17 protein-coding genes and 2 tRNA genes are annotated in these 18,639 nt (G+C 68.6%); 11 read left to right on the top strand and 8 right to left on the bottom strand.

Going from position 1 to position 18,639, the window contains the following annotated elements:
- The first annotated feature begins 9 nt into the window (after positions 1 to 9).
- The 6 genes from gyrB (at position 10) to MA875_RS11735 (ending at position 6,035) form a co-directional block, all read left to right on the top strand.
- The gene (gene gyrB, locus MA875_RS11760) at positions 10 to 2,058 is read left to right on the top strand and encodes a DNA topoisomerase (ATP-hydrolyzing) subunit B (protein ID WP_248242472.1); all 2,049 of its coding nucleotides are present in this window, start codon (positions 10 to 12) and stop codon (positions 2,056 to 2,058) included.
- 65 nt (positions 2,059 to 2,123) lie between these two features.
- Positions 2,124 to 4,748, top strand: a complete 2,625-nt coding sequence (gyrA, locus tag MA875_RS11755; RefSeq protein ID WP_248242471.1) for a DNA gyrase subunit A — start codon at positions 2,124 to 2,126, stop codon at positions 4,746 to 4,748.
- Complete coding sequence (locus MA875_RS11750) at positions 4,745 to 5,149, top strand: DUF3566 domain-containing protein (protein WP_124292011.1); 405 nt, start codon at positions 4,745 to 4,747, stop codon at positions 5,147 to 5,149. Before gyrA ends, MA875_RS11750 begins: the two co-directional genes overlap by 4 nt.
- A 69-nt stretch (positions 5,150 to 5,218) precedes the next feature.
- Positions 5,219 to 5,295, top strand: a tRNA-Ile gene (locus MA875_RS11745).
- 10 nt (positions 5,296 to 5,305) lie between these two features.
- Positions 5,306 to 5,378: transfer RNA gene (locus tag MA875_RS11740), tRNA-Ala, on the top strand.
- A 198-nt stretch (positions 5,379 to 5,576) separates the two neighbouring features.
- The gene (locus MA875_RS11735; protein WP_248242470.1) at positions 5,577 to 6,035 is read left to right on the top strand and encodes an NUDIX hydrolase; all 459 of its coding nucleotides are present in this window, start codon (positions 5,577 to 5,579) and stop codon (positions 6,033 to 6,035) included.
- On the opposite strand, the gene MA875_RS11730 is transcribed toward MA875_RS11735, so the two are convergent.
- Positions 6,032 to 6,490, bottom strand: coding sequence for an aminoacyl-tRNA deacylase (locus MA875_RS11730; protein WP_248242469.1), 459 nt, complete (start codon positions 6,488 to 6,490; stop codon positions 6,032 to 6,034). The genes MA875_RS11735 and MA875_RS11730 overlap by 4 nt on opposite strands.
- 17 nt (positions 6,491 to 6,507) lie before the next feature.
- The gene (locus MA875_RS11725; protein ID WP_248242468.1) at positions 6,508 to 7,092 is read right to left on the bottom strand and encodes a DNA helicase; all 585 of its coding nucleotides are present in this window, start codon (positions 7,090 to 7,092) and stop codon (positions 6,508 to 6,510) included.
- A 101-nt stretch (positions 7,093 to 7,193) separates the two neighbouring features.
- Between MA875_RS11725 and MA875_RS11720 the strand changes: the two genes are divergently transcribed.
- Together MA875_RS11720 and MA875_RS11715 are read left to right on the top strand one after the other, a co-directional pair.
- Complete coding sequence (locus tag MA875_RS11720; RefSeq protein ID WP_124292015.1) at positions 7,194 to 7,751, top strand: peptidylprolyl isomerase; 558 nt, start codon at positions 7,194 to 7,196, stop codon at positions 7,749 to 7,751.
- 23 nt (positions 7,752 to 7,774) lie between these two features.
- On the top strand, positions 7,775 to 8,656 hold the full coding sequence (locus MA875_RS11715) for a rhomboid family intramembrane serine protease (RefSeq protein WP_248242467.1): 882 nt from the start codon (positions 7,775 to 7,777) through the stop codon (positions 8,654 to 8,656).
- 58 nt (positions 8,657 to 8,714) lie between these two features.
- Here MA875_RS11715 and MA875_RS11710 read toward each other — a convergent pair whose 3' ends face one another.
- Positions 8,715 to 8,954 carry a cell division protein CrgA gene (locus MA875_RS11710; protein ID WP_248242466.1) on the bottom strand — a complete coding sequence of 80 codons (240 nt, stop codon included), beginning with the start codon at positions 8,952 to 8,954 and terminating at the stop codon, positions 8,715 to 8,717.
- Positions 8,955 to 9,008: 54 nt separating this feature from the next.
- Between MA875_RS11710 and MA875_RS11705 the strand changes: the two genes are divergently transcribed.
- The 3 genes from MA875_RS11705 to MA875_RS11695 are packed head-to-tail and all read left to right on the top strand — an operon-like array spanning position 9,009 to position 10,659.
- On the top strand, positions 9,009 to 9,863 hold the full coding sequence (locus MA875_RS11705) for a class E sortase (protein WP_248242465.1): 855 nt from the start codon (positions 9,009 to 9,011) through the stop codon (positions 9,861 to 9,863).
- Entirely contained in the window at positions 9,863 to 10,018 is a 156-nt protein-coding gene (locus MA875_RS11700) for a hypothetical protein (RefSeq protein WP_248242464.1), read from the top strand. The genes MA875_RS11705 and MA875_RS11700 overlap by 1 nt, the downstream gene beginning before the upstream one ends.
- Positions 10,015 to 10,659, top strand: coding sequence for an anthranilate synthase component II (locus MA875_RS11695; RefSeq protein WP_248242463.1), 645 nt, complete (start codon positions 10,015 to 10,017; stop codon positions 10,657 to 10,659). The genes MA875_RS11700 and MA875_RS11695 overlap by 4 nt, the downstream gene beginning before the upstream one ends.
- 341 nt (positions 10,660 to 11,000) lie before the next feature.
- Here MA875_RS11695 and pknB read toward each other — a convergent pair whose 3' ends face one another.
- The 5 genes from pknB to MA875_RS11670 all read right to left on the bottom strand — a co-directional run bounded on the left by pknB (position 11,001) and on the right by MA875_RS11670 (position 18,639).
- The gene (pknB, locus tag MA875_RS11690) at positions 11,001 to 12,701 is read right to left on the bottom strand and encodes a Stk1 family PASTA domain-containing Ser/Thr kinase (protein WP_308221524.1); all 1,701 of its coding nucleotides are present in this window, start codon (positions 12,699 to 12,701) and stop codon (positions 11,001 to 11,003) included.
- 79 nt (positions 12,702 to 12,780) lie between these two features.
- A complete protein-coding gene (locus MA875_RS11685) occupies positions 12,781 to 14,547 on the bottom strand; it encodes a serine/threonine-protein kinase (RefSeq protein WP_248242462.1) in 1,767 nt (588 codons plus the stop codon).
- Positions 14,544 to 16,001: a peptidoglycan D,D-transpeptidase FtsI family protein gene (locus MA875_RS11680; RefSeq protein WP_248242461.1), complete on the bottom strand. Its 1,458-nt coding sequence runs from the start codon at positions 15,999 to 16,001 to the stop codon at positions 14,544 to 14,546. Before MA875_RS11680 ends, MA875_RS11685 begins: the two co-directional genes overlap by 4 nt.
- Positions 15,998 to 17,404, bottom strand: coding sequence for an FtsW/RodA/SpoVE family cell cycle protein (locus tag MA875_RS11675; RefSeq protein WP_248242460.1), 1,407 nt, complete (start codon positions 17,402 to 17,404; stop codon positions 15,998 to 16,000). Before MA875_RS11675 ends, MA875_RS11680 begins: the two co-directional genes overlap by 4 nt.
- Complete coding sequence (locus MA875_RS11670) at positions 17,401 to 18,639, bottom strand: PP2C family protein-serine/threonine phosphatase (protein ID WP_248242459.1); 1,239 nt, start codon at positions 18,637 to 18,639, stop codon at positions 17,401 to 17,403. Before MA875_RS11670 ends, MA875_RS11675 begins: the two co-directional genes overlap by 4 nt.

Here is an 18,639-nt window from a genome sequence, read left to right as displayed (position 1 = left end):
TGGAAATCTATGACGTCTGTGACCCCCGAGAGCGTTCCCGAAGAACCCGAGGCCCGTCCCGCCGACAACCGGGTGGCCGGTGACTACGGAGCCGACGCCATCCAGGTGCTCGAGGGCCTCGAAGCCGTCCGCAAGCGCCCCGGTATGTACATCGGATCCACCGGTGAACGCGGGCTCCACCACCTCGTCTACGAGATCGTCGACAACGCGGTCGATGAGGCTCTCGCCGGCTATTGCGATGCGATCGAGGTCACCATCCTTGAGGACGGTGGCATCCGCGTTGTCGACAACGGCCGCGGCATCCCGGTCGACATGCACCGCACCGAGGGCAAGTCAACCGTCGAGGTCGTCCTGACCGTGCTGCACGCGGGGGGCAAGTTCGGCGGGGGCGGGTACGCGGTCTCGGGTGGTCTGCACGGGGTCGGCTCGTCGGTGGTGAACGCCCTGTCCTCGCGCCTCGAGGTCGAGGTGCGTCGCCAGGGTCATGTCTGGCGCCAGTCGTATCGCGACGGCGGAGTTCCTCAGGCGCCGCTGTCGAAGGACGAGGCCAGCGACGAGACCGGAACCACCGTGACCTTCTGGCCCGACGCCGGCATCTTCGACACCGTCGACTTCGACTACGAGACGCTGCGCACCCGCTTCCAGCAGATGGCGTTCCTGAACAAGGGGCTCCGCATCACCCTCAGCGATGAGCGCGAGAGCGCGGTGTCGGTGGAGGCGGATGAGTCGGGCGAGGAGAAACCGCATCATCCGCGAGACAGCTTCCTCTACGAGCGGGGGCTCGTCGACTACGTCGAGTACCTCAACAAGGTGCGCCGTGCCGAGATCGTCAACGAGGAGGTGATCGCGTTCGAGTCGGAGGACACCGAGCGCAAGATCGCCCTCGAGATGGCGATGCAGTGGACGACGAGCTACACCGAGAACGTCTTCACGTTCGCCAACACGATCAACACGCACGAGGGCGGCACGCACGAGGAGGGGTTCCGCGCGGCACTGACGGCGCTGGTGAACCGGTACGCCCGGGCCAACAACCTCCTGAAGGAGAAGGACGAGAACCTCTCGGGCGAGGACGTCCGCGAAGGGCTCACGGCGGTCATCTCGGTCAAGCTCTCCGAGCCGCAGTTCGAGGGGCAGACCAAGACCAAGCTCGGCAACACCGAGGCGAAGGCCTTCGTTCAGAAGGTCGTCGGCGATCGGCTCGGCGACTGGTTCGACCGCAACCCCGTGCAGGCGAAGAACATCATCCGCAAGGCCATCGACGCCGCGACCGCGCGCCTCGCCGCACGGAAGGCCCGCGAGACCGCGCGGCGCAAGAGCGTGTTCGAGTCGGCGGCGATGCCCGACAAGCTGAAGGACTGCACGAGCAAAGACCCGTCGATCAGCGAGATCTTCCTCGTGGAGGGTGACTCGGCCGGTGGCTCGGCCGTGCAGGGACGCGACCCGCGGACCCAGGCGATCCTCGCCCTCCGCGGCAAGATCCTCAACGTCGAGCGTGCGCGCCTTGATCGTGCCCTCGGCAACAAAGAGGTGCAGGCGATGATCCAGGCCTTCGGCACGGGCATCGGCGAGGACTTCGACATCACCAAGGCGCGGTATCACAAGATCGTGCTGATGGCCGATGCCGATGTCGACGGTCAGCACATCACGACGCTTCTCCTCACGCTCCTCTTCCGCTACATGCGGGGTCTCATCGAGGCGGGCTACGTCTACCTGGCACAGCCGCCCCTGTTCCGCCTGAAGTGGGCGAACGCCGATCACGAGTACGCGTTCAGCGACCGCGAGCGCGATGCGATGCTCGTCGAAGGACAGGCGCGCGGCAACCGGCTCCCGAAGGCCAACGACGGCGGCATCCAGCGTTACAAGGGTCTCGGCGAGATGAACGACCACGAGCTGTGGGAGACGACGATGAATCCCGAGACGCGGATTCTGCGTCAGGTGACCATCGACGACGCGGCGGCGGCCGATGAGATCTTCTCCGTCCTCATGGGAGAAGACGTCGAGTCGCGCCGGGGATTCATCCAGCGCAACGCCAAAGACGTGCGCTTCCTCGATATCTGACGACTCGACCCTGTGCGTCGACGTCTCGGTGCGACGAGGCGGAACGAAGAAAGTAGAGACAACTGATGGCTGACGACGAGCGTCCCGACGCCAACGCCGGACACAACCACGGACGCATCGACCAGGTCGACCTGCAGCTGGAGATGCAGCGCAGCTACCTCGACTATGCGATGAGCGTCATCGTGGGCCGTGCGCTGCCCCGCGTCGAAGACGGACTGAAGCCCGTCCACCGTCGCGTGATCTACGGCATGTACGACGGGGGCTATCGCCCCGACAAGGCGTTCTCCAAGTGCACGCGCGTCGTCGGCGAGGTGATGGGTCAGTTCCACCCTCACGGTGACGCTCCGATCTACGACACCCTCGTCCGGCTGGTGCAGCCCTGGGCCCTGCGGTACCCGCTGGCGCTCGGTCAGGGCAACTTCGGCTCTCCCGGAAACCAGGGCGCGGCTGCTCCCCGATACACCGAGACGAAGATGGCTCCGCTCGCGCTGGAGATGGTGCGCGACATCGAAGAGGAGACCGTCGACTTCGAGCCGAACTACGACGGACGCACCCAGGAGCCCGTCGTGCTGCCGGCGCGCTTCCCGAACCTTCTCGTCAACGGTTCGGTCGGCATCGCGGTCGGTATGGCCACCAACATCCCGCCCCACAACCTCCGCGAGGTGTCCGCGGGCGCGTTGTGGGCACTGGAGAATCCGGATGCCACGCGCGAGGAGCTGCTCGAGGCGCTCATGGAGCGCATCCCCGGCCCCGACTTCCCCACCGCGGCGCAGATCCTCGGCACCCGGGGGATCAAGGACGCCTACCGCACCGGCCGCGGTTCGATCACCATGCGCGCGGTGGTCAACGTCGAGGAGATCCAGGGCCGCACCTGCCTGGTGATCACCGAATTGCCCTATCAGGTCAACCCCGACAACGTGGCCGTGAAGATCGGTGACCTGGCACGCGAGGGCAAGATCACCGGCATCGCCGACATCCGCGATGAAACCTCGGGCCGCACCGGCCAGCGCCTGGTCATCGTGCTCAAGCGCGACGCCGTGGCGAAGGTCGTGCTGAACAACCTGTACAAGCACACCCAGCTGCAGGAGAACTTCGGCGCCAACATGCTGGCGATCGTCGACGGCGTGCCCCGCACGCTCTCGCTCGACCAGTTCATTTCCTACTGGATCACCCACCAGATCGACGTCATCGTCCGGCGCACCCGATTCCGCCTGCGCAAGGCCGAGGAGCGGATGCACATCCTGCGCGGCTACCTCAAGGCGCTCGACGCGCTCGACGAGGTCATCGCGCTCATCCGTCGGTCGCCCACGGTCGACGACGCGCGGGAAGGGCTCAAAACCCTCCTCGACATCGACGACACCCAGGCCGACGCGATCCTCGCGATGCAGCTGCGCCGCCTCGCGGCGCTGGAGCGCCAGAAGATCGTCGATGAGGCGCGCGAGATCGAGGCGCAGATCGCAGAGTTCAACGCGATCCTCGCCGACCCCGCGCGTCAGCGCGAGATCATCCGCGACGAGCTGACCGCGATCGTGGACAAGTTCGGCGACGACCGTCGCACCGAGATCCTGCCCGGATTCGACGGGGACATGTCGGTCGAAGACCTGATCCCCGAGGAGGAGATGGTCGTCACCGTCACCCGTGACGGGTACATCAAGCGCACCCGCAGCGACAACTACCGCTCGCAGCACCGTGGCGGGAAGGGCGTCAAGGGTGCGCAGCTGCGCGCCGACGACGTGGTCGAGCACTTCTTCGTCACCACGACCCACCACTGGCTGCTGTTCTTCACCACGAAGGGACGGGTCTACCGGGCGAAGGCCTACGAAGTGCCCGAGGCGGGCCGCGACGCCAAGGGTCAGCACGTGGCGAACCTCCTGGCGCTGCAGCCGGGTGAGGAGATCGCGCAGATCCTCGACATCCGCGACTACAACGTCGCGACGCACCTCGTGCTGGCCACGCGCAGTGGGTTGGTGAAGAAGACCCGCCTGACCGAGTACGACACGAACCGCCAGGGCGGGGTCATCGCCATCAAGCTCCGCGGCGCCGATGAGGAGAACGGCGACGAGCTCGTCTCCGCGCTGCTGGTGAACGATGGAGACGACCTCCTGCTCATCAGCAGGCACGGGATGTCGCTGCGCTTCACCGCCACCGACGAGGCCCTTCGCCCGATGGGCCGCGCGACCGAGGGCGTGAAGGGCATGTCGTTCCGAGGCGACGACTCGCTGCTGTCGGCGTCGGTGGTCTCCGACGACGGATTCGTCTTCGTCGTCACCGAAGGCGGCTACGCCAAGCGCACGTCGGTCGACCAGTACCGCAGCCAGAGCCGCGGCGGACTGGGCATCAAGGTTGCCCGTCTGACCGAGGACCGCGGGGTGCTCGCGGGCGGTCTCATCGCCTCCGCCGACGACGAGGTCTTGGTGGTTCTTGCCAGCGGCAAGGTGGTACGCTCTGCGGTGGCCGAGGTGCCTGCCAAGGGACGCGACACGATGGGTGTCGTTTTCGCCCGTGCCGGCGACGATGACCGGATCATCGCGATCGCCAGGAACTCCGAGCGCAATCTCACAGAGAACGGCGAGGCACCCGAGGCAGACTCGAGTCTGGCGGCCGACCCAGACCTCCCGGCCGGTGCGGTGCCGCAGGAGGCGGATGCACCCGACACCCCCCAGACGCCCGAAGGAAGTACTGACGCATGAGCACGGTAGCCGACAAGCTCGCCCGGAAATCCAGCAGCAAGACCAGCGCCAAGCAGGTGCGCCTGCGGCTGGTGTACGTCGACTTCTGGTCGGCGGTCAAGCTGTCCTTCCTCGCGGCGGTGGCTGTGGCGATCGTCACGGTGGTTTCGCTGGTGATGATCTACCTCGTGGTGTCGACCACCGGGCTGATCGCCGAGGTCGACGAGCTGCTCGCGAGCTTCACCGACGGAGGCTTCGTGCTCGCACAGTTCCTGGGCCTTCCCCAGGTGCTGGCGTTCGCGGCGGTCGTCGGCATCCTGAACCTCGTCGTGGTCACGGTGCTCGGCGCGGTGATGGCCGGCATCTACAACCTCGCGGTGAAGGTGACCGGCGGTCTGCTGGTCGGCTTCACCTCCAACTGACCGATTCGAGAAAACCGGGCGCGTCCGGTAATCTCTTGGAGGTTGACGACGCGAGTCGTCGTCACGATCGGGGCTATAGCTCAGGCGGTTAGAGCGCTTCACTGATAATGAAGAGGTCCCAGGTTCAAGTCCTGGTAGCCCCACCATCCCTGCCCCGGGGCCTTAGCTCAGTTGGTAGAGCGCCTGCTTTGCAAGCAGGATGTCAGGAGTTCGAATCTCCTAGGCTCCACAACGCAGGAAGGGCCGGCCCAAAGGGTCGGCCCTTCCTGCGTTTCCGGCCATCTCGCGACGCCCGCGCGGCGTTTGGGGCGTGCGAATCCGTTCGGGGCGTGATTCCTCCGCCCCGAACGAAAGAAGCCGCCCCGATCCGGGAGCGAGTCGGCGGGATGACGGCGGGGAGGCGGTTCCGCTGATCTAGGGTCGTCGTATGGACCTGCGCGTCGCCGCGTACGCGGTCGTCGTGGACGACGCGGATCGCCTTCTCCTCGCACACTGGAACGAGGGGCGCCGCGCGGCCTGGACACTTCCCGGCGGCGGCCTCGAGCCCGGTGAGGACCCGGCGGCGGCTGCTCGTCGCGAAGTGCGGGAGGAGACCGGCTTCGACGTCGAACTCGACGAGCTGCTGGGCATCAACTCCCGCGTCATCCCCGGCAATCGCCGCATCACGCCCGGCGCCACTGAGCCGCTCCATACCCTGCAGATCGTCTACCGCGCCCACATCACCGGGGGCACGTTGCGGCACGAGATCGGCGGCAGCACCGACAGGGCGGGATGGTTCGCCCTCAGTGAGGTGGGTCAGCTGCAACACGTGCGACTGGTGGACGTCGCCCTCGGTCTGGCGGGGCTCACCGACGAAGGACCGAGTCTCGCTGCAGCGTCGGGCTAGGTGCCCTCCGCCGGCTGCGAGATGTCGGCGACCGTGGCACCGTAGGCGGCGATCAGGGCGTCGGCGTCGACGAACAGGCTGTACCCGTGGGCACCGGCGCCCATCGCGATCCGCTGACCGACGATGCGCTCGTCGGCATAGATCGGCCACTCCGTGCTGCTTCCGATGGGAACGATCGTCCCCCGTTCGTAGCCGGTGGCCGCCAGCGCGGCATCCGGGTCGGGGAGCTTCAGACGATTGACGCCGACGACGGCACGCAGCTTCGGCCACGAGATCGCGCGATCCCCCGGCACCAGGACGAACAGGTACGAGTCGTCCGCTCGCTTGACCACGAGCGTCTTCACGATGCCCGCGGGAGGGATGCCGAGAAGCTCGGCCGCCTCGGGCAAAGTCTTCGCCGCCGGCCGCTCGCGGAATTCGACAGAGAGGCCGCGCGCCTGCGCGGCCTCTCTCACGTGTTCGAGCGCTGAGGTCAAGCGTCGGGGGCGCGCAGCGGGTCGTCGGCCACCCAGAGCTCGTCGTCGGCGCGCAACGTCTGCCACGCGGCGTAGAGCACACCCGCAGCAGCGGCGACACCGAGGATGATCGCGATGACCCCACCGGCACCCATGCCCTGCTTCTTGGGCTCGAGCGCCGAGAACTTCTTCGACAGCGCCTTGGTGGCGTCCTTGCCGTACTTCTCGGCCTTCTTCGAGTAGGTCTTCGAGTCGGGCAGCGACAGACCCTTGCCCTTGGCGAGCTTGACGCGGGTGTCGTTCGCGGCATCCCACACCGACAGTGCCGAGCCGACAACGGCGCCGGTGGCGGGAATCACACGGTGGGTCAGCACGTCGCGCGAGACGTCCAGGCTCTTGGTGATGTACGGCTCGGCGTACTTGCCGTACGTCGCCTGCACCTGCGGACCGAGGTCTTCGCGGCCGTACTTGCCGAGCTGACGGCCGGCCTCACGGGCGACGTTCGCCGCCTGGCCCACGAGCACCTGCTGCGACTCCCACAGGTTGTTGGCTTCACGCTGAAGCTTGCGGAGTTCCTTCTTGCGCTTACGGCTGAGGCTCACGGGGCCCTCCCTCTGGACAGGCGTGATCGGACGTTTCGTCCATCTTGCCAGACTGCCCTCCGACCGCCAGGGCTTGCACGGGACTCTGAAAGAATGTACTCATGCCCATTCACACCGCTGTCGCCACGATCCACACCAACCACGGAGACATCGTGGTCAACCTGTTCGGCGACCAGGCCCCCCGCACGGTCCAGAACTTCGTCGGCCTCGCCGACGGTTCGGGCTCCTGGACCCACCCCGCGACCGGCAAGCCCGGCGAAGGCCCCCTCTACAACGGCGTCATTTTCCACCGCATCATCCCCGGCTTCATGATCCAGGGCGGCGACCCGCTCGGTCAGGGCACCGGCGGCCCCGGCTACACCTTCAACGACGAGATCAGCCCCGAGCTGGACTTCAACGCCCCCTACAAGCTGGCCATGGCCAACGCGGGGCTGCGTCGCAACGGCCTCACGGGGAAGCCCGAGGGCACGAACGGATCGCAGTTCTTCATCACCACCGATCCCACCCCGTGGCTGCAGGGCAAGCACACGATCTTCGGCGAGGTCGCTGACGACGCCTCGCGTGCCGTGGTCGACGCCATCGCGAAGGTTCCCACCGCGGCGGGGGACCGCCCGGTCGAGCCCGTCGTCATCGAGTCGATCGACGTCGTCACCGCCTGAGCGGCGGCGCCGCTGACACGGACGTGAGCTCCGACGACCTTCGTCGCAACAGCGACAACTTCTGCTACCGGCATCCCGATCGGCAGAGCTTCGTCCTGTGTCAGCGGTGCCTGCGCACCATCTGCCCGGAGTGCCAGATCCAGGCGCCCGTCGGCGTGATCTGCCCCGAGTGCCTCGCGCAGCAGCAGGCCTCACGCACTCCCGCGCAGAAGAAGGCCGAGCGGCGGTGGGCCCGACGCCCCGCGACCGTGGCCGTCGGCGACACCCGACCGCTCGCCACCTACGCGATCATCGGCATCACCGCGCTGGTCTATCTGATCTCGCTGATCCCCGGGTTCGGCGGGACGGTCACCGACACCCTGTCGTTCTGGGCGCCGACCCTCTACCCTGAGGCGTTCGGAGTCTTCCAGCCGTGGCGCCTGCTGACGGTGTCGCTCGTGCACTCCGGCTTCTGGCACATCGGTCTGAACATGCTCGCGCTCTGGCTCATCGGGCGCAGTCTCGAACCGCTCCTCGGCCGGTGGCGCTTCATCGCCCTCTACCTCATCAGCACCCTCGGCGGCTCGGTGGCGGTGGCGCTGCTGTCGTTCGGCACGCCGGTCGTCGGCGCATCGGGTGCGGTGTTCGGCCTCTTCGGTGCCCTGCTGATCATCGGTCGTCACCTCGGTGCGCCCGTGACGGGGATCGCGATCGTCCTCGGCATCAACCTGGTGATCGGATTCATCCCGGGGTTCAACATCTCCTGGCAGGCGCACGTCGGCGGGTTGATCGCGGGACTGCTCGTCGCGGTCATCCTCACCCAGACGCGAGCGCGCTCGCGCCGACCTCTGCAAATCGCGCTGCTGATCACGCTCACCGTCGGACTGCTGGCGCTGCTGCTGGTGCCGCCCGTGCTGTACTTCTGAGCGGACTTATCCACAGGTTCATCCCCAGTTGGGGATGAATGACACCGGTGTAATTAGGTCAGCGCCAGCGTGTGGTCATCAGGAACCCGATGAACGCGATGCCGAAGCCGATCGGGAGGTTCCAGGCGGCGATGCCGGGGATCGGCCACTGCATGCCGCTGATGTAGAAGACGAGGACCCACACGAGTCCGATCAGCATGAGGCCGATCATGATCGGCTTGAACCACACCGGGTTGGGGGCCGCTTCGCCCTCCGCGCGCTCGATGAGCGTGTCGTCGTCCCTGCCTGAGCGTGCCATGGCCCCATTCTATCCGCCAGCGGGATCCCAGCGAGAGATGGCTACAATCGCACCGTGGGTGACGAGCGCGACGAGCGGATGACCGAGCCGGCCCTGCGCCGCGATCGCACCGCGCGTGCCGCTCCGCCGCAGGCGCCTCCTTCCGGGAAAGCGCCGCGCCACGCCAAGCCGCGACAGCGGGTCTCGATCGTCGGGGTGTTCGGCGAGCTGCTCATCACCGCCGGCGTGCTGACGCTCCTCTATGTCGGGTGGCAGATGTACCTTGGCGACCTCATCTTCGGCGCGCAGGCCAACGCCGAGGGGCAGGAGCTGTCGGAGCAGTGGGCCGAGCAGTTCCAGGAGAGTCTCCCCGAGACGACGCCGGCGCCGACCGAAGAGCCGGCCGCCGAGGCTGCTCCGCCGGAGCCGGTGATCCTCCCGGAGCCGACCGGCACCGAGGACTTCGCGATCATGCGCATCCCGCGTTTCGGCGCCGACTACGCCTGGACCATGGCGGGCGGGGTCACGCGCGCGGGCACCCTCGACAACTTCCGCATCGGCCACTACCCCGGAAGCAAGATGCCCGGGGAGGTCGGCAACTTCGCCGTCGCCGGGCACCGCACCACCTACGGCGCGCCGTTCAAACGGATCGCCGAACTCCACGTCGGCGACGCGATCGTGATCGAGACGCCGGCGGGGTGGTACACCTACCGGTTCCGCACCCTCGAGTACGTCACCCCCGATGAGGTCGAGGTGCTCCTCCCCGTGCCGCAGATGCCCGACGTGCCCGCCAACGGGCGCTACATCACGATGACCAGTTGCAGTCCGATGTTCTCCCTCGCCGAGCGCATCGTCGCCTACGGCGTCTTCGAGTCGTTCCAGCCGTACGCCGACGGACCGCCCGCGTCGCTCACCGAGGGGGTCAGCTGATGTACGCCGCGTTCTGGCGCGTTCTTCCCGGACCCTGGTGGGTGCGGCTGTTCATCGTCATCGTGCTGGTGGCGGCGGTCCTCTACGGCCTGTTCTTCTACGCCTTCCCGTGGGTGAGCCAGTTCGTCAATCCGCAGGAAGTGACGGTCGAGTGACGGCCGATGTGCTCGTCGTCGACAACCACGACAGCTTCGTCCACACCCTCGTCGGGTACCTCCACCAACTCGGCGTCACCACCCGGATGGTCGAGGCCGACGCGCTCGACGCGGCGGCACTCGAGGCGGGCGACGGCGACGCCCTCGGGGGATACCGCGGCATCCTCGTCTCCCCCGGCCCCGGCGCTCCCGCCGACGCGGGGGCGTCGGTCGATGTCGTCCGCGCCGCGTCTGCCCGTGGCATCCCGCTTCTCGGGGTGTGTCTCGGTCACCAGGCCATCGCCGAGGCGTTCGGCGCGCGGGTCGGCCACGCTCCCGAGCTGATGCACGGGATGACCTCGGAGGTCCGACACGACGGCAGTGCGCTGTACGAGGGGCTCGCCGATCCCTTCACCGCCACCCGGTACCACTCGCTCGCCATCGAGCGCGAGACGCTCCCGCGCGAGTTGAAGGTCACCGCCGAGACCGGCAGCGGGGTGATCATGGGCATCGCCCATGTCTCGGCGCCCGTGCTCGGTGTGCAGTTCCACCCCGAGAGCGTGCTCACCGACGGGGGGCACCGCCTCCTCGGCAACTGGCTCGAGACGCTCGGCGTCGCCGGGGCTGGGGAGCGCGGCGCCCAGCTCAGCCCGCGCCGCTGACGACGTCTCCGCCGACGGTGCGTGGCCGCGTGCCGCCCGCCCGCGCACGGAGGATCGGCTGAGACGAGGACGATCGGCTGAGACGAGGACGATCGGGTGAGACGAGGACGATCCCGACCCGAACGTACTCGTCCGAGCCGAACGTACGCGCGCGAGGAATCCGGATGCCGCGGGCCAGACGTCGCGGCGGAAGCAGCCCGCACGCGGACGATCGGCTGAGGCGAGGACGATTCCGGCCTGAATGTACGCGTCCGGGCCGAATGTACGCGTCTGAGCCGAGCGTGCAAGCGCGAGGCATCAGGATGCCCCGGCCCGGCCCGCGCGGCCGACTCGCGGGGCCGTCAGCCGCCGGTGCAGTACGTCAGGGTGATCGTCGAGCGCACCGGCACATCGCCCGGCGCCAGGGACTGCTGCGACACCGTCGCCGGGTTCGTGGCCGGGCAGCCGGGGTCTTCGGCGGTCTCGACCGTGAGGCCGAGCTCTTCGGACTGCAGCTCGCGCGTGGCGGCTTCGACGGTGTAGCCGCGGTAGTCGAGGATGGTGACGTTGCCCGTGGCGACGACGAGGTTCACCACGGTGCCCGCGGGCACCTCGACCCCGGCATCGCGGTCGGCCGAGAGCACCATGCCCGCCTCGCGTCCGGGATCGTTCTCGGTGCGGATCGTTCCCACGCGGAGCCCCGCGTCGGCGAGGGCCTGAGCCGCGGCGTCGCGCGTCAGACCCTCGAGGGTGGGAACGGTCGAGAGATCCTGGCCCTCCGACACCACGACGAGCACGCCCTGCCCGGGCGAGACCGAGAGGCCCGACGCGGGATCGGTGCGGATGACGGCGCCCTCGGGAACGTCGATGCTCGGTTCGGTGAGCTGAGAGGGCACGAGGTCCTGCGCTTCGAGCTCTTCGACCGCGCGCTCATAGGTCATCCCCGACACGTCGGGGACGATGCGAGCACTCGTGGGCACCTCGTTCGCCGGCTGGATCGTGACGACCCAGAAGAGCACGGAGATGAGCAGCACGGCAAGGAGCGCGACGCCCGCCCAGATCCACGCGACCGGGGGTCCGGCCTGGGTGCGCTTCATGGTGGTGTCGGTGCTGAGCTGGCGCAGCGACCGCGCGGTCTCAGCCGCGGCGCGAGGGTTCGGGCCGTAGAGCTCGCTCGTGAGCGCGCCGACCTGGCGCTTGGAGGGGGTGCGACCGTCGATGGTCGCATCCAGCGCCTCGCGGAAGCCCGCGGCATCCTGATACCGCTGGAACGGATCCTTCGCCAGCGCCCGCAGCACGACCGTGTCAAGGGCCCGGGGTACCGTCTCGACGACCTCGGAGGGAGCGAGCGGCGTCTCGCTGACGTGCTGGTACGCCACCGCGACGGGCGACTCGCCGCGGAAGGGCTGCCGTCCGGTCAGGAGCTCGTAGAGCACGACGCCCGTCGAGTACAAGTCGGCGCGCGCGTCGACCGGCTCGCCCTTGGCCTGCTCGGGCGAGAAATAGGCGGCGGTGCCGAGGATCTGCGTGGTCTCGGCGACCGTCGACGACGAATCGGACACCGCGCGGGCGATGCCGAAGTCCATCACCTTCACCTGGCCGGCATCGGTGACCATGACGTTGCCGGGCTTGATGTCGCGGTGGACGACCCCCGCACGGTGGGAGTACTCCAGGGCCTCGAGGATGCCGTCGACGTAGCGCACGGCGTCGGAGACCGGGACCGGACCCGCGGCGATGATGTCCTTCAGCAGACGCCCGCGCACGAGTTCCATCACGATGAAGGGCACCGGACGCGTCACGCCGTCGACGCCGGACTCGGAGTCCTCGCCGGCGTCGTACACGCGCACGATCGCGGGGTTCGCCATGCGGCTCGCCGCCTGCGCCTCCAGCCGGAACCGGGTGCGGAAGGCGTTGTCGCCGGCGAGATCGCGGTCGAGGATCTTGATCGCGACCTGGCGACCGAGCGTCAGATCCTCGCCCCGGTACACCGTGGCCATTCCGCCGCGACCGATGATCTCATCGACGCGGTATCGCCCTGAAAGCACGCGCGTCTCAGTGGTCACAGTCACCCCCTGGTGGAACGGGTACAGCCTAACGGACGGTCACCGGGGTCTTCCTGGGGACCGGATCGGATGACGCGGGTCAGCCGTTGTCGCCGTCGTCACCGCCGCCTTCGCCCCCGCCGTTGTCGTCGGACGGGGAGGGCGACGGTGCGGCCTGGATGGCCGCCTGCGCCTCGGGCGAGTTGCCCGACGTGCGCTCTCCCGACGGCCCGCCGGTGCACGTTACGGTGTAGGTGACGAGCACCGTGCCGCTGGCGTTGTTGGGCACCGACAGCTGCGCCTGGCGCGTGTTGGTGTCGAACGGCATGGTGTTCTGGCCGTTGGAGAACGTCCCGTTCACCGCGGTGAGCGTGTAGGCGCCGGGCGATCCCTCACCCGCCGGGCAGGAGTAGCCCTGCCAGTTGACGGTGAGCGTGCCGCCGGGGGCGACGGTGCCCGAGCTCAGGGTCGGCGCGGTCGGCTGGGGCAGCTCGGTCTGCGGCCCGTAGAACGACAGCGTCAGCACCTGGTCGGGGGTGACGGAGCCCTGCGGCTCGTAGTCGTAGACCAGCGAGACCTCGTCGGCCGTCGGCGCTGCGTTGCCCTGCTGGCAGTTCACGGTGAGGACACCGGCGTCGCGGGCCGCGGCCCGAGCGGTGTCGCAGTCGACGCCGGTGAGGCCCAGCGCGTCGAGGTCGATGCGGTCCTGCGTGGGCGTCGCCGACGGGGTCGTCTGCGAGGGAGACGGGCGCGAGGTCGTCGTCGACCCGGACGGGTCGGGAGACGCGCCGCCCTGGTTGGCGAACAGGGCCCACAGCGTCCCGCCGAGCACCAGCAGCAGGATGACGATGAGGGCGATGAGCGGCCAGGTCCAGCGGCTGCGCTTCTTCTTCTCGGGCTCCTGCGGCTCGGCGTAGTCGGGCAGTGGTGCGGAGAGGATCTGCGTCGCCGTGGCGGTCGCCCCGGCGGGGGCGAGCAGCTGCGTGGCGTCGTCAGCGAGCGCGGCCGCGCCCGCGATGGCGGGAACCGCGGCGGCTGCCGCCGCGAGGTCGCCCCGGCGGAGGGCGGATGCCGCACGCGCGACCGCCGCGGCGGAGGCGGGGCGGTCCTCGGGCTTCTTGGCGATCATCGCCATGACGAGGTTCTGCACCGGCTGCGCGACGGTCGGCGGCAGCGGCGGCGGCTGCTCGTTGATCTGGGCCATCGCGATCGCGACCTGCGACTCCCCGGTGAAGGGACGCTTGCCGGCGAGCGACTCGTACGCGACGATGCCGAGCGAGTAGATGTCGGTCGCCGGCGAAGCCGGGTGGCCCGATGCCTGCTCGGGCGAGAGGTACTGCACGGTGCCCATGACCTGACCGGTCGCGGTCAGCGGCACCTGGTCGGCGATGCGGGCGATGCCGAAGTCGGTGATCTTCACACGACCGTCGGGCGTGATGAGGAGGTTTCCGGGCTTGATGTCGCGGTGGACCAGGCCCGCCGCGTGGGCGGCCTGCAGTGCGGCCGCGGTCTGAGCGACGATGTCGAGCGTCTTGTCGGTCGACAGGGCGCCGTCGCGCTCGAGGATCGTCGAGAGCGCCTCGCCCGGGACGAGCTCCATGACGAGGAACGCCGAGCCGGCCTCCTCGCCGTAGTCGAAGACGCTGGCGATCCCCTCGTGGTTCACGAGGGCGGCGTGCCGGGCCTCGGCGCGGAAGCGCTCGAGGAACCCGGGGTCCCCCATGTACTCGTCCTTGAGGATCTTGATGGCGACGGTGCGCCCGATGACGTGGTCGGTCGCCTCCCAGACCTCGCCCATGCCGCCGATGGCGATGCGCGAGTCCAGCTCGTAGCGTCCTCCGAAGGTCACTCCCTGCGTCGGTCTCATCTTCCCAACACCGCCTCCATGACCGTCTTCGCGATGGGCGCCGCGATTGTGTTCCCGCTGCCGGACTGGCCCTGTCCGCCACCGTCTTCGATGACCACCGCGACGGCGACCTGGGGGTCGTCGGCGGGTGCGAAACCGGTGAACCAGAGCGTGTACGGCTCGTCTGATCCGTTCTCCGCCGTGCCGGTCTTCCCGGCCACGTCGACCCCGTCTATTCTTGCACCGCTCGCCGCGCCGTCCTGGACATTGGCGACCATCATCGTGACCATCTCCTCGGCCAGGTCCTCGTCCAGCGCGCGGCCGAACTCGGTGTTCTCGAACGTCTGCTGTACCGAGAGGTCGGGACCGATGACCTGGTCGACCATGCGGGGATTCATCACGACGCCGCCGTTGGCGATGCCGGCCGAGACCATCGCGATCTGCAGCGGCGTTGCATCGACCTGACCCTGGCCGAAGCCGGTGAGGGCGGTCTGCGGGTCGTCGAGTGCACGGGGGTAGGGCGAGGCGGTCGACGTGAGCGGGATGTCGAAGCTGCGGTTGAAGCCGTACTTCTCGGCCTCTTCGCGGATCGCGGTGTCACCGAGTTCGACGGCGAGTTCGGCGAACGGGATGTTGCAGCTCAGGCGCAGCGCCTCGGCGAGGGTCACGGTGTCGCCCGGACCGCAGGCACCGCGGCTGGCGTTGAAGACGACGTTGCTCGACTGCGGCAGCTGATACACCGCGGGATTGGGGAGCTCCGACTCGGGGGTGTAGTCGCCCGACGCGAGCGCGGCCGAGGCCACCACGAGCTTGAAGGTCGACCCTGGCGGGTTCAGGTCGCCGCCGATTGCCCGGTTGATGAGCGGGTCGGCGGGGTCGGCCAGCAGCTGCTCGTAGGTGGCGTTGACCTGCTCGGGATCGTGGATCGCCAGCGAGTTCGTGTCGTAGCTGGGGCTCGTCACGAGCGCGAGCACCCGCCCGGTGTCGGGCTCGATCGCGATGACGGCGCCCTGCAGGTCGCCGAGGGCGTCGTAGGCGGCCTGCTGCACCGTGGCATCCAGACTCAATTCGACGTTCGACCCCCGGGGCGGCTGTCCGGTGAAGATCCGCTCGATCCGGGAGAGGAACTGCGAGTTCGAGGTGCCGCTGAGTTCGCCGTTCATCGCCTGCTCGATCCCGGTGGACGATCCCAGGGCGGGATTGATGTACCCGGTGACCGGCGCCCACATGTCGCCGTTCTGATATACCCGCTGCCAGCTGTAGACGTCGTCGGAGGGGACGGATGACGCGATCTCGATGCCGCTCGCCACGATCGAGCCGCGCTGCACCTCGTACGAGTCGTAGAGCGAGCGTGTGTTGGCTGAATTCGCGGCGAGGGTCTCCGCCTGGATGACCTGGATGATGCTCGTCGACCCGAAGAGGGCGAGGAACATCAGCAGCACGATGATGCTGAGTCGGCGCAGTTCCTTCGTCATCCGATCACCACCCGGGGGCGGGAGCGGACGGCGGCGGAGATGCGCAGGAGCAGGGCCACGATGATCCAGTTCGCCACGAGCGACGACCCGCCCGCCGCGAGGAAGGGGGTCGTCAGACCGGTCAGCGGGATGAGGCGGGTGACGCCGCCCACCATGATGAACACCTGCAGCGCGATCGTGAACGCCAAGCCCGTGGCCAGGAGCTTGCCGAAGTCATCCTGTCCCGCCAGCCCGATGCGGATGCCGCGGCTGACGAAGACCATGTACAGGCACAGGATCGCGAAGACGCCGACGAGGCCGAGCTCTTCGCCGAGGCTCGGGAGGATGTAGTCGCTCTGCGACAGCGGCGTGATGTACGGTCGGCCCTGGCCGAGACCGGTGCCGATCAGTCCGCCGTGAGCGAGCCCGAAGATGCCCTGCACGAGCTGGTAGCTGCCGCCGGAGCGCTCGATGATCTCGGGGTCGAAGGCGTTCAGCCAGTTGGCGAAGCGCCCACCGACGTAGGGCAGCACGCGCGAGGCGAGGAAGGCCCCGGAGGCGGCGAGGGTCACGCCGATGAGCACCCAGCTGGTCTTGCCGGTGGCGACGTAGAGCATCGCGACGAACATGCCGAAGATGAGCGTGCCGGTGCCGAGGTCGCGCTGCATGACGATGATGCCGAGCGAGACGAGCCAGATCACGAGCAGAGGTCCGAGCTCGCGGGCACGGGGCCAGGTCATGCCGAGGAACCGGGTGCCGGTCGAGGTCAGACTCTCGCGGGTGCGGACGAGATAGCCGGCGAAGAAGATCGCCAGCGCGATCTTGGCGAGCTCACCCGGCTGGAACGACACGAAGCCGAGCGAGACCCAGACGTCGGCGTTCGCGTCGGTGCCGAGACCCGGCACGATCGGCAGCAGCAGCAGCGCGATGCCGGCGAAGCCGGAGACGTAGGTGTAGCGGAAGAGCACCCGGTAGTTGCGGAGGAAGATCACCACGACCACCGCGGCGATCACGGCGATCGCCGCCCACGCCATCTGGCGGGTCGAGGCGGCATCCCACCCCTCCTGGCGGATGGCGATGTCGATGCGGTAGATCATCGCGATGCCGAGGCCGGTGAGGATCGTCGCGATCGGCACGACGAACGGGTCGGCGTCGCGGGCGCGGAAGCGCAGCACGATGTGCAGCGCCAGCACGAGCACGGTGAGCCCGCCGCAGTAGTAGAGGAACGTCGGCTCGATCGCGCCGATCGCGCCCAGCTGCACCAGGGCGACGGCGGCCCAGGTGAGCGCGCAGGCGAAGAGGAGCAGGAACAGCTCGCGGTTGCGCTGGGTCTGCGGCACGCGAATGCGCTTGAGCGCGCGGATCACCGCGGTGTCGGTCGAGGCGGCGTCGGGTCGGGTGACGCCGGGAGGGGCAGCGGTCATGAGTTCGCCTCCGCGGCGATGCGCAGTCGATCGGCGATCGTGCGGGCGTCCTCGAGCGACTGCGCCGAGATCGTCCTTTCGACCGTGGTGCGCGAGAACGGGGGAAGGTCGGACAGGTCGATGCCGGTGTCCTCGAACGGGGTCGACAGCGACAGCGGACCGATGTCCTGCTGGACACCGCGGTAGATGACGACGGTGTCGTCGTCGGCGCCCACGAAGTAGCGGGTCTGAGTCCACTGGTAGGCCAGGATCAGCGTGGTCGCCAGCGCCGCGATCACGAGGATGAGCCCCGCGAACCACGCGATCCGGCGACGGCGGGCGCGACGACGGTCTTCTTCGATGAGCTCCTCGAGGAACTCGGCGTCGGGTTCGAAGTGGGTGGGCTCGTTCGCCGCTCCGCGGTTGGGGTGCAGCCAGCTGCTGCGGCCGGGGCGCGCGGCCGGCACCTCCACGCCGATGGGGTTGGAGGCGGAGCCGACGATGGTGGGGGTGCCGAAGAAGACCGGATGCTGCCCGCCGACGTCGACCAGGACGATGGTGACGTTGTCGGGGGCACCGCCGTCGAGGGCCTGCTTCAGCAGCGCGTCGGCGGTGCGGCCGGGGGCGAGGCCGAGCCCCAGGGCCTTGGCGGTGTGGGGATCGTCGACCACGCCCGACAGTCCGTCCGAGCACAGCAGCCACCGGTCGCCGGGCTGGGTCGGCATGATGAACGTGTCGACCTCGGGATCGGGATCCATGTCGCCGAGCACCCGCATCAGCACCGAGCGCCGCGGGTGGTACCGCGCCTCCTCGGGGGTGATGCGCCCGGAGTCGACCAGCCGCTGGACGAAGGTGTGGTCGGTGGTGATCTGCGTCAGCGCACCATCGCGGTACAGATAGATCCGCGAGTCGCCGATGTGGGCGATGACGGCGTAGTCGTCGACCATCAGCAGCGCGCTGACCGTGGTTCCCATGCCCGCGAGCTCGGGCTTGACGCCGACGGTGTCGATGAGGTGCTGTGCGGTCTCGGCGATGGCGTCGCGGAGCGCCCGCTCGGCCTCGGAGGTCGACGAGAACGAATCGTCGAGGTCGCGCAGGCGCTCGATGGCCAGGCTCGAGGCGACATCCCCGCCCGCGTGGCCGCCCATGCCGTCGGCGACGACGAAGAGGTTCGACCCGGCGTACCCGGAGTCCTGGTTGTTGGAGCGCACCTTGCCGGTGTGCGAGATCGCGGCGCTCGAGCCCTGGAAGACCAT

The sequence above is a fragment of the Microbacterium kunmingense genome, from assembly GCF_023155745.1.
GTDB lineage: Bacteria > Actinomycetota > Actinomycetes > Actinomycetales > Microbacteriaceae > Microbacterium > Microbacterium kunmingense.
The sequence above is the reverse complement of the archived record's forward strand: the minus strand, read 5'-3'. Positions and strand labels throughout refer to the sequence as shown.

What these genes read in the sequence shown, in the direction of transcription:
- MA875_RS11735 (WP_248242470.1), top strand. Translation starts at nt 5,577, where the DNA reads ATGGACCTGCGCGTCGCCGCGTACGCGGTCGTCGTGGACGACGCGGAT.
- MA875_RS11680 (WP_248242461.1), bottom strand. Translation starts at nt 16,001, where the DNA reads ATGACGAAGGAACTGCGCCGACTCAGCATCATCGTGCTGCTGATGTTC.
- MA875_RS11675 (WP_248242460.1), bottom strand. Translation starts at nt 17,404, where the DNA reads ATGACCGCTGCCCCTCCCGGCGTCACCCGACCCGACGCCGCCTCGACC.
- MA875_RS11720 (WP_124292015.1), top strand. Translation starts at nt 7,194, where the DNA reads ATGCCCATTCACACCGCTGTCGCCACGATCCACACCAACCACGGAGAC.
- MA875_RS11710 (WP_248242466.1), bottom strand. Translation starts at nt 8,954, where the DNA reads ATGGCACGCTCAGGCAGGGACGACGACACGCTCATCGAGCGCGCGGAG.
- MA875_RS11670 (WP_248242459.1), bottom strand. Translation starts at nt 18,639, where the DNA reads ATGGTCTTCCAGGGCTCGAGCGCCGCGATCTCGCACACCGGCAAGGTG.
- gyrA (WP_248242471.1), top strand. Translation starts at nt 2,124, where the DNA reads ATGGCTGACGACGAGCGTCCCGACGCCAACGCCGGACACAACCACGGA.
- MA875_RS11685 (WP_248242462.1), bottom strand. Translation starts at nt 14,547, where the DNA reads ATGAGACCGACGCAGGGAGTGACCTTCGGAGGACGCTACGAGCTGGAC.
- gyrB (WP_248242472.1), top strand. Translation starts at nt 10, where the DNA reads ATGACGTCTGTGACCCCCGAGAGCGTTCCCGAAGAACCCGAGGCCCGT.
- MA875_RS11750 (WP_124292011.1), top strand. Translation starts at nt 4,745, where the DNA reads ATGAGCACGGTAGCCGACAAGCTCGCCCGGAAATCCAGCAGCAAGACC.
- MA875_RS11700 (WP_248242464.1), top strand. Translation starts at nt 9,863, where the DNA reads ATGTACGCCGCGTTCTGGCGCGTTCTTCCCGGACCCTGGTGGGTGCGG.